A 9,465-nucleotide genomic window follows, 5' to 3' on the forward strand; every position below is an offset into this window, starting at 1 on the left:
TCCTTTTCCCGTGTCTCCCCCCCTGTTCCTTTTTGTTGTGCCCCCCCCGTGCCTCCCGGCCCCGGGACGGCGTGCGCCGTTCCGGGGAGCAAGTGCGTGCCGGCTGGCGTGCCGGTCCGGGTCGCGCCTAGGCGGTGGCGAAGACCAGCTCGGGCTTCGCCCGGTCCCCCTTGTTCCCGAGCAGGGCCACGAGGGTCCCGTCCGGCGCGAAGGCCGCCGTGAGCGCGTCGCTCCCGTTGGGGTCGATGCGGCGCCCGAAGGAGAGCTCCCCGGCCTCGTGCGCGGTGAGCTCGCGGTGCGGGAAGAGCGCCCGCGCGGCCTCCTCGAGGGACAGGACGCGCAGGTCCCGGGCGAGCTCGTCCATCGTGGACGCCTGGCCGATCCCGTAGGGTCCGACCTGGGTGCGGCGCAGGGCCGTCAGGTGGCCGCCGACGTCGAGCGCCTCCCCGAGGTCGCGGGCCAGGGCGCGGACGTACGTCCCGGAGGAGCACTCCACGGTGACGTCCACGTCGAGGACCTTGCCCGCGCGCTCGCGGCGCACCTCGTGCACCTCGAAGCGTTCCACGGTCACCGGCCGGGCCGGAAGCGCGACGTCCTCGCCCTTGCGGACCCGGGCGTAGGAGCGCTCGCCGCCGACCTTGATGGCGCTCACGCTGGAGGGGACCTGCTGGATCGTCCCGGTGAGCCGTGCCGTTTCGGCGAGGATCATCTCCTCGGTCACGGCGGCCGCGATGCGGCGCTCGAGCACCTCGCCCTCGGCGTCGTCGGTCAGGGTGCGTTCGCCGAGCCGGATGGTGGCCGTGTAGGTCTTGCCGGTGCCGACGATGTACGTCAGCAGCCGCGTGGCCTTGTTGATCCCGACGACGAGCACGCCCGTGGCCAGGGGATCCAGGGTCCCGGCGTGGCCGACTTTGCGCGTGCCGGCGAGGCGGCGCATGCGCCCGACGACGTCGTGGCTCGTCCAGCCCTGGGGCTTGTCGACCACGACGAGGCCGGACGCGGTGCCGTCAGCGTCCGGTGCCATCGGCCCCGTCCGCGTCCTCGTCCCAGTCCTCGTCGTCCTCGTCCTCGTCCTCGTCCTCGGGCCGCTTGTACGGGTCGGCGTCCCCGGCCGGCTGGGCCTGCCGTGCGAGCTCGGCCACCTCGGCGTCCCTGGCCTTCGCGGCGCGCAGCAGCTCCTCGAGGTGGGAGACGTTGACGGGGACCTCGTCGGGGACGAACTCGAGGGTCGGGGTGAGCCGGATGGTCAGGTTGCGGCCGACCTCCTTGCGGAGCACGCCCTTGGCCTTCTCGAGGGCGGCGCGGGCGCCGGCCTTGGCCTCGTCGTCGCCGAACACGGTGTAGTACACCGTGGCCTGCTGCAGGTCGTTGGTGACGCGGGCGTCGGTGATCGTCACGGCCTCGACGCGCGGGTCCTTGACGACCTTGCCGAGCGCCTGCGCGACGACGACCTTGATGCGTTGCGCGAGCCGTGCCGCGCGGGCCGGATCGGCCATGATGCCTCCTTGGGACTGCCTGTTCACAAACTATCAGGGGGACACGGACGACGGCGGACCCCACCGGGGCGGGGTCCGCCGTCGTTCCGTGCGGTGGCGCTGCTAGGCGCGTTCCTTCTCACGCATCTCGAAGGTCTCGATGATGTCGCCTTCCTTGATGTCGTTGAAGGAGCCCAGGCCGATGCCGCACTCGAAGTCCGTGCGGACCTCAGTGGCGTCGTCCTTGAAGCGGCGCAGCGACTCGATCGACAGGTTGCCGTTGACGACCGTGCCGTCGCGGACGAGCCGCGCCTTCGAGTTTCGGCGGATCGTGCCGGAACGGACGATCGAGCCGGCGATGGCGCCCCACTTGGAGGAGCGGAAGACCTCGCGGACCTCCGCGGTGCCCAGCTGGGCCTCCTCGTACTCGGGCTTCAGCATGCCCTTCAGGGCCGCCTCGATGTCGTCGATCGCCGAGTAGATGACCGAGTAGAAGCGCATGTCCACGCCCTCGCGGTCCGCCAGCTCGGCGACGCGCTCGGCCGGACGGACGTTGAAGCCGATGATGATCGCGTTGTCCACGGTCGCCAGGTTGACGTCGTTCTGCGTGATCGCGCCCACGCCGCGGTGGATGACGCGCAGCTGCACGCCCTCGCCCACGTCGATCTTGAGCAGCGAGTCCTCGAGCGCCTCGACGGCGCCGGAGACGTCGCCCTTGAGGATGAGGTTGAGGGTGTCGATCTTGCCCTCGGCCACGGCCTGGTCGAAGTCCTCCAGCGTGATGCGCTTGCGGCGCTTGGCGAGCTGCGCGTTGCGGTCGGCCGCCTCGCGCTTCTCGGCGATCTGGCGGGCGGTGCGCTCGTCGGAGGTGACGAGGAACGTGTCGCCGGCGCGCGGCACCGAGGACAGGCCGAGGACCTGGACCGGGCGCGAAGGCCCGGCGGCCGCGATCGTCTCGCCGTTCTCGTTGAACATCGCGCGGACGCGTCCGTGCGCCTGGCCGGCGACGATCGTGTCGCCGACGTTGAGCGTTCCGGACTGCACCAGGACGGTCGCGACGGCGCCGCGGCCCTTGTCCAGGTTGGCCTCGATCGCGATGCCGCGGGCGTCCTTGTCGGGGTTGGCCCGCAGGTCCAGCGCCGCGTCGGCGGTGAGCAGGACGGCCTCGAGCAGCTCGTCGATGCCCTCGCCGCGGAGCGCGGAGACGTGCACGAACATCGTGTCGCCGCCGTACTCCTCCGGCACCAGGCCGTACTCGGTGAGCTGGCCCTTGACCTTGTCCGGGTTGGCGCCTTCCTTGTCCACCTTGTTCACGGCGACGACGACCGGCACGCCGGCGGCCTGGGCGTGGTTGAGCGCCTCGACCGTCTGCGGCATCACGCCGTCGTCCGCGGCCACGACGAGCACGGCGATGTCGGTCACCTTGGCACCGCGGGCACGCATGGCGGTGAACGCCTCGTGGCCCGGGGTGTCGATGAACGTGACCGCGCGGTCGTTGCCCTCGTGCTCGTGGTGGATCTGGTAGGCACCGATGTGCTGGGTGATGCCGCCGGCCTCGCCCTCGATGACGTTGGTCTTGCGGATCGCGTCGAGCAGGCGTGTCTTGCCGTGGTCGACGTGGCCCATGACGGTGACCACCGGAGGACGCGCCTCCAGCTCGTCGTCGCCCTCGTCCTCGGCCTCCTGGTCCAGGTCGATGTCGAAGGACTCGAGCAGCTCGCGCTCCTCGTCCTCCGGGGAGACGACCTGCACCTTGTAGCCGAGCTCGGTGCCCAGCACCTCGAACGTGGCCTCGTCGAGCGACTGCGTGGCCGTGGCCATCTCACCGAGGTGGAAGAGCACGGTCACGAGCGCCGCCGGGTTGGCGTCGATCTTGTCGGCGAAGTCCGTGATGGAGGCACCGCGGCGCAGCCGGACGACGGTCTCTCCATCGCCGCGGGGCACGCTCACGCCGCCCAGCGACGGTGCGCTCATCTGCTCCAGTTCCTGGCGCTTGGCGCGCTTGGACTTGCGCTGCTTGCCGCGGCCGGCGCCTCCCTTGCCGAAGGCGCCCTGCGTGCCGCCGCGACCGCGGCCGGCTCCGCCCTTGAAGCCGCCGCCACCGCCGGCGCCGCCGGGACCGCCGCCCGGGCGGGCCGGGCCGCGCCCGGGGGCACCGGGGCGCCCGCCGGCCGCGGGGGCCGAGCGGTCGATGCTCTTGGGCATCATGCCGGGGGTCGGACGCGGGCCGCCGGGACGCGGACCACCCGCGCCGGCACCGGCCGGACGCGGACCACCCGGACGCGGGGCGCCGGGACGGGGGCCGCCTGCGCCGGCCGGCGGACGGGGACCGCCGGCACCCGGGGCGCCGCCCGGACGGGGCGCGCCGGAGCGCATGCCCTGCTGCGGGGCGAAGGGGTTGTTGCCCGGACGGGGACCGCCGGGACGCGCGCCCGGACGGGGGCCGCCCGGACGGGATCCACCGCGTTCGCCGTCGGAGGAGCGCATGCCCTGCTGCGAGGAGAACGGGTTGTTGCCCGGACGGGGTCCGCCGGGCTTGGGTCCGGCTGCGGGCCGCGCGCCGGGGCGCGGAGCCTGGGACGACTGCGGCGCGGCGGGCGCCTGGGGCGCCTCCGGCTGCGCCGCGGGCGCCTCCGGCTGGACGGCCGGCTTCGGGGCGGGCTTCTCGGCCGGTGCTGCGGGAGCCTGCTGCGCGGCTGCGGCCGGCTTCGCCGGCGCGGGGCGCGGGGACGAGGCGGGCTTCTGCGCGGCGGACTTGGAACCCGCGGCGGAACCGCCGGTGGGGAAGGCGTCCCTCAGTTTCCTGACGACGGGCGCCTCGATGGTCGAAGAGGCGGAACGGACGAACTCGCCCAGTTCCTGCAGTTTCGCAACTGCGTCCTTCGAAGTGATGCCGAGCTCTTTGGCGAGCTCGTGTACGCGGACCTTGGCCACATTTCTCCTGTCTCGGTCCGCCCTGCGATCACTTCTGCAAGGTGCGGACCGTCTTTTGCTGTTCTGCGAGGCCGCGGTCACGGGACCGCGCGCCGATTGCTGCGCCAGACTGCTGGTTCATAGCTAGGCGCTCATCGCTTGACACTCATCGGGTTTCCATCAGATTTCTGACCCGCTTTCACGTTGGACGGTGTGGACGGCCTCTCCCCCGGACGGGGACAGGCCGATGGCGGCCAGTAGTTCGTCGAGCTCGACGGCTCCCACGTTGGCCCTGAAGGCACGCGGGAACGCCCGGCGCTTGACGGCACGGGCCGCGCATTCCGGGTCCGGGTGCAACCAGGCACCCCGACCGGACTTGCGGCGACGCGGATCGGGGACGACGGCGGGGCCGTCGCCACGGGGATCCAACACCCACCGCAGCAGCTGGTCCTGCCCCGCGGTCAGCCGGCACCCGATGCACGTCCGCAGCGGCGTCTTCTGCGCGCTCACGATCGCTCGATCTCCTGGTGCTGGCTTCCCGGTCCTGGGCGGACCACGGTCAAGTCTACCGCCTTTGACGGCGGCGGTCGCGCAGGACCCCGCCCGGCGTCAGCCCCGCTCGGGGCCCTTGACGCCGTCGGAGACGATGTCGATCCGCCAGCCGGTCAGCTTCGCGGCCAGGCGGGCGTTCTGCCCCTCCTTGCCGATCGCGAGCGAGAGCTGGTAGTCCGGCACGACGACCCGGGCCTGGCGGGCCGCGGCGTCGACGATCGTGACCGAGTTCACCTTCGACGGCGAAAGCGCGCTCGCGATGAAGCGGGCCGGGTCCTCGTTGTAGTCGACGATGTCGATCTTCTCGTCGCTGAGCTCGTTCATCACGGCCCGCACGCGGGATCCCATCTCGCCGATGCACGCGCCCTTCGCGTTGATCCCGGCGACCTTGGCGCGGACGGCGATCTTCGAGCGGTGACCGGCCTCGCGGGCCAGGGAGACGATCTCCACCGAACGGTCGGCGATCTCGGGGACCTCCAGCTCGAAGAGCTTGCGGACCAGGTTCGGGTGGGAGCGCGAGAGCGTGATCGAGGGCCCCTTGGGTCCCTTGTGCACGTCGGTGACGTAGGCGCGGATGCGCGAACCATGCTCGTAGCGCTCGCCCGGGACCTGCTCGGGCGGCGGCAGGACGGCCTCGATGGTGCCGAGGTTGACCTGGATCATGTGGGGGTTGCTCCCCTGCTGGATCTGGCCGGAGACCAGCTCGCCCTCCTTGCCGCGGAACTCGCCGAGGATGTTGTCGTCCTCGGCGTCGCGCAGCCGCTGCAGGATGATCTGCCGGGCCGTGGAGGCGGCGATGCGGCCGAAGCCGTCCGGGGTGTCGTCGAACTCGCCGACGTCGTTGCCGTCCTCGTCGACCTCGGTCGCCCAGATCGTCACGTGTCCGCTCTTGCGATCCACCTCGGCGCGGGCCTTGTCGATCGCTCCGGGCGACTTGTGGTACGCCATCAGCAGGGCCTGCTCGATGGTGGGGATGAGCAGTTCCAGGGGGATCTCGCGCTCGCGTTCCAGCAGCCGCAGCGCGCTCATGTCGATGTCCACGTCAGGCCTCCTCTTCCTCGTCGGTGGTGTCCAGGACGTCCACGGCGGGGTCCTGGGAGCGTGTGAAGTCGACGTCGACGGTTCCGCGGCGGATGGCCGCGTACGGGACCGTGACGGGGTCGCCCTGCTTGGGCTTCATGCCCTTCTTGACGGGCAGGTCGGGGACCACGGTGATGGAGTCCCCGCCGGCCTCGGTGAGCCGGCCGGCCAGGTTCTCGCCCTCGCGGACGTTGACCTTGACGAGCCGGCCGACGTTGCGGCGCCAGTGGCGCGGCTGGGTCAGCGGGCGGCCGACGCCGAAGGAGGAGACCTCGAGGTCGTAGGCCGTCCCGTCGTCGTGCGGGTCGCGGTCCATGGCCTCGGAGAGCGAGCGGGAGACCTCGGCGATCGTGTCGAGGTCCACGGGGTCGGTGCCCTCGAGGTGGTCGACCACGACGTGGACGGTGCGGTGGCTGCCGGTGGTGCGCACCTCGACGTCCTCCAGATGGAGCCGGTGGGAGGCGACGGCCGGCTCCAGGTACTCCTTGAGGCGGTCCGCCTCGGGTCGGGCGTCGGGCTGGCCGGACATTGCTTCCTCCCACGTATTCGATGTTGTGCAGTCAAGATTATCCATGATCGGCGCCGACGCGTGTTCCGGGCCGCGCGTCGGTGCGGCACGGGGTACGGCCCGCCTCCGTGGGATGATCGGAGGGATGTCCCGCCGCACCAGACCCCGTCCCGCCGTCCGCCGCGCCTCCCGGATGAGCCGCGCGGGCCGCTGGTTCGGCCGTTTCGCGGCCCTGCTCCTCGTCGCCGCGCTCGTCGTGGGGCTCGGGACGGTCGCGTCGGGGACGGGGAACGACGCACCCGTGGACGCCGCCCCCAGTGTCGAAGAACACGTGGGCCTGCTGTGGGAGCAGCTCGAATCGCTGGCCGCCGGCACCACGGACCCCGCGGTGCCGGACGCCGCCGCGGACGGCCAGGGCGCCCGGGGGTCCGCCGCGGAGGACGACGCCGGAGCCACCCTTGCGCCTGCGGGCTGGAGCGCCGCGGAGCTCGCCTCGGCCCGCGCCGTCCTGGCCCGGCACGTCGAGCTCCTGCTGCCCGGCTACCGGGCGGCCCGCGAGGCCGCCGCCGAGGACGCCGAACAGGACGCTCCGGCGTCCCGCCCGGGATCGACGGGACCGCGCACCTCCGCGGCCTATGCGACGCCGGCTGCCGGTTCCCCTCCGGCAGGCGGAGTCGGCGGGCAGGACGGCCCTGACGGCTCGCCCCCGGAACCGCCGGACGCGGCCGGGTTCGCGCTCGAGCTGGCGGCCTCCTCCGACCGCCTCGCGGACCTCGCCGTCGCATCCTCCGGGGATTCGGCCCGCTCGCTCCTGACGGCCGCGATCGAACAGGGCCTGCTGGCCCGGCGGCTGGCGGGGGACGCGGAGCTTGCCGAGCCGGTCCTCGCCGGGGACGCCTACCGGACCACGCCGGGCGGCGCCCTCCCCGGTGCCCGGTGCACGGCGGAGCCGGCCGGGGACGCCGGCGCCGCGGCGGGGCCGGACGAGGCCGCGCTGAGCCACCTCGCCGCCGCCGATGCGGCCTACCGGCTCGCCTACGCCTACGCCTACACGGCGGACCGTTCCACCACCGTGGACCGGGCCCGGTGGCGGGCCGACGCCGCGGAGTATGCGGAGCTCGGACGCCGGATCGAGTCCGCGCTACCCGGTGACTGCCCGGCCCAGCGCCGTCCCGCCTATGCCGTTCCCGCCGCCGGTGCCGGGGCCGGGATGCTCTCCAGCGCCTCGCTCGAGCTCGCCGCGGCCCTGCGGGACGCCTCCTCCCACGCCCCGGACGGCTGGCGGGCCGCCCTCGCCCACGAGGCCTGGTCCGCGGCGGCCGCCGGTGCCGCCCTCGCCGGGGACGACGCCGTCGTCCTCCTCCCATGAGCGCCCCGCCTCCCCTCCCGGACCCGCACGCGCTGCCCGCCGTGCTGCGCCGCAACGCGCTGCGGCTGCGCGGCGGCCGGTCCTGGCTCGACGCCCTGCCGGACCACTTCCGCGCGCTCCTGGAGCGCTGGCGGCTCGTGCACGATCCCGCCGACGCCCCGTGGTGGGCGGGGCACGCAGGCGTCGTCGTCCCGGTGCGGGACGCGGCGGGGACGCCGCTGGCCCTCAAGGTCTCGCTGCCGGAAGAGGATCTGCGCGCCGAGGCGTGGGCCCTGCGGGCCTGGGGCGGCCGCGGCGCGGTCGGGCTGGTCCAGGACGACGGCGGCTTCTCCCTCCTGCTCGAGCGCCTCGTCCCCGGTCCCGGGCTCGGGCTGCTCCCGGTCGAGGAATCCGTGCCGGTCTGGGGAGGGATCGTGCGGACGCTCGCGGTGGGCGAAGAGGACGGGTGGCCGCGCTTCGAGCGCACGTCCGACGTCGCCGAACGCCTCGGCGACGGGCTCCCACAGGACTGGTTCGAGCTGGACCGGCCCGTTCCCCGGGCGCTGCTCCAGGCCGCGCTCGAGCGCTGCCAGGAACGCGGAACGCTCGCGCTGCGCGGCGGGCGGCCCGTGCTCGTCCACGGGGACCTCCACTACTTCAACGTCCTCGCGCGTCCGGCGGGCGGCTTCGCGGCCATCGACCCGCAGCCGTACCTCGGCGATGCCGAGTTCTCGGTCCTGCCCATGCTCCACAACCGCCTCGCCGAGCTGCCGGCGCGGAACCAGGGGCCGGCCCTCGAGGCCCGGATGCGCGCGCTGTGCGCCGCGGCCGGCCTCGACGTCGAACGCGCCCGGGGGTGGTCGATCGCCCGGGCCGTCGAGGACGTCCTCTGGTTCACCCGGCACGGCCTGCCGGGCGACGCCGAACGCTCGCTCTGGGTCGCCACCGCGCTCGCCGGGCTGCCGTTGGATAACCTGCCGCGCGCGGAGCAGCTGGCGCCGCTCGCCTAGCCGGGATGGTCTGCCCGGGGCCAGGCGGCGACGGCGGGCCGGCCGCTCCGCGGCCGTGCGTTCAGGCTCCCTCCCGGCGGTCGTCAGAGGCCTTGTGAAAAAAGTGCTTGACGGGGTGGGGGGACTGTGGAAATAACGGTGTATCCGGCTCGACACGCCGGGCGGTAAGCCTGGCGGGGAGGAGCCCGATATGGCCGCAACACTTGAGGCTGTGCCGAGTACGAAAACCGCTGAAAAGAAGACAGAAAAGTATCCGAGGGCGACGCTGCGCGCGAGCTGGTCAGAATGGCGAAGGAACAGGGCCTGTCCCTGACCGGGCCGGACGGTCTGCTCAAGCAGCTGACCAAGACCGTGATCGAGACCGCGCTCGATGAGGAAATGACCGAGCATCTCGGATATGAAAAGCACGATACGGCAGGGAAGCAGACCGCGAATTCCCGCAACGGCGTGCGCCCAAAAACGGTGCTGACGGAGACCACGGGCCCGGTGGAGGTGGACGTGCCGCGGGACCGGGAAGGGACCTTCTCACCGGTCATCGTCAAGAAGCGTCAGCGCCGCCTGACCGGTGTCGATGAGATG

General features: G+C 73.0%; 8 protein-coding genes and 1 pseudogene. 3 read left to right on the forward strand and 6 right to left on the reverse strand.

The window, feature by feature from the left end; all coding sequences use genetic code 11:
- Window positions 1–127: 127 nt before the first annotated feature.
- The 6 genes from truB to rimP form a co-directional block, all read right to left on the reverse strand.
- Complete coding sequence (gene truB / locus ACQ3I4_RS12310) at window positions 128–1,024, reverse strand: tRNA pseudouridine(55) synthase TruB (protein WP_329862603.1); 897 nt, start codon at window positions 1,022–1,024, stop codon at window positions 128–130.
- Window positions 1,008–1,496 carry a 30S ribosome-binding factor RbfA gene (rbfA, locus tag ACQ3I4_RS12315; protein WP_329862601.1) on the reverse strand — a complete coding sequence of 163 codons (489 nt, stop codon included), beginning with the start codon at window positions 1,494–1,496 and terminating at the stop codon, window positions 1,008–1,010. The genes truB and rbfA overlap by 17 nt, the downstream gene beginning before the upstream one ends.
- 102 nt (window positions 1,497–1,598) lie before the next feature.
- Complete coding sequence (infB, locus tag ACQ3I4_RS12320; RefSeq protein WP_329862599.1) at window positions 1,599–4,409, reverse strand: translation initiation factor IF-2; 2,811 nt, start codon at window positions 4,407–4,409, stop codon at window positions 1,599–1,601.
- Between the two features lie 159 nt (window positions 4,410–4,568).
- Complete coding sequence (locus ACQ3I4_RS12325; RefSeq protein ID WP_329862597.1) at window positions 4,569–4,898, reverse strand: YlxR family protein; 330 nt, start codon at window positions 4,896–4,898, stop codon at window positions 4,569–4,571.
- Between the two features lie 99 nt (window positions 4,899–4,997).
- Window positions 4,998–5,981 carry a transcription termination factor NusA gene (nusA, locus tag ACQ3I4_RS12330; protein WP_329862595.1) on the reverse strand — a complete coding sequence of 328 codons (984 nt, stop codon included), beginning with the start codon at window positions 5,979–5,981 and terminating at the stop codon, window positions 4,998–5,000.
- A gap of 1 nt (window position 5,982) precedes the next feature.
- Window positions 5,983–6,594, reverse strand: a complete 612-nt coding sequence (gene rimP, locus ACQ3I4_RS12335; protein WP_430633614.1) for a ribosome maturation factor RimP — start codon at window positions 6,592–6,594, stop codon at window positions 5,983–5,985.
- A gap of 79 nt (window positions 6,595–6,673) precedes the next feature.
- Between rimP and ACQ3I4_RS12340 the strand changes: the two genes are divergently transcribed.
- The 3 genes and pseudogenes from ACQ3I4_RS12340 to ACQ3I4_RS12350 all read left to right on the forward strand — a co-directional run.
- Window positions 6,674–7,897, forward strand: coding sequence for a hypothetical protein (locus tag ACQ3I4_RS12340; protein WP_329862591.1), 1,224 nt, complete (start codon window positions 6,674–6,676; stop codon window positions 7,895–7,897).
- On the forward strand, window positions 7,894–8,886 hold the full coding sequence (locus ACQ3I4_RS12345; RefSeq protein ID WP_430633615.1) for an aminoglycoside phosphotransferase family protein: 993 nt from the start codon (window positions 7,894–7,896) through the stop codon (window positions 8,884–8,886). Before ACQ3I4_RS12340 ends, ACQ3I4_RS12345 begins: the two co-directional genes overlap by 4 nt.
- A gap of 190 nt (window positions 8,887–9,076) precedes the next feature.
- Window positions 9,077–9,465: pseudogene (locus ACQ3I4_RS12350) on the forward strand (transposase); the annotation flags it as partial.

Origin of the sequence: Zafaria sp. Z1313 (assembly GCF_050563205.1) — a bacterium.
In the GTDB taxonomy this organism is placed as follows: Bacteria; Actinomycetota; Actinomycetes; order Actinomycetales; family Micrococcaceae; genus JAZDCJ01.

What these genes read in the sequence shown, in the direction of transcription:
- rimP (WP_430633614.1), bottom strand. Translation starts at nt 6,594, where the DNA reads ATGGATAATCTTGACTGCACAACATCGAATACGTGGGAGGAAGCAATG.
- ACQ3I4_RS12340 (WP_329862591.1), top strand. Translation starts at nt 6,674, where the DNA reads ATGTCCCGCCGCACCAGACCCCGTCCCGCCGTCCGCCGCGCCTCCCGG.
- truB (WP_329862603.1), bottom strand. Translation starts at nt 1,024, where the DNA reads ATGGCACCGGACGCTGACGGCACCGCGTCCGGCCTCGTCGTGGTCGAC.
- ACQ3I4_RS12345 (WP_430633615.1), top strand. Translation starts at nt 7,894, where the DNA reads ATGAGCGCCCCGCCTCCCCTCCCGGACCCGCACGCGCTGCCCGCCGTG.
- rbfA (WP_329862601.1), bottom strand. Translation starts at nt 1,496, where the DNA reads ATGGCCGATCCGGCCCGCGCGGCACGGCTCGCGCAACGCATCAAGGTC.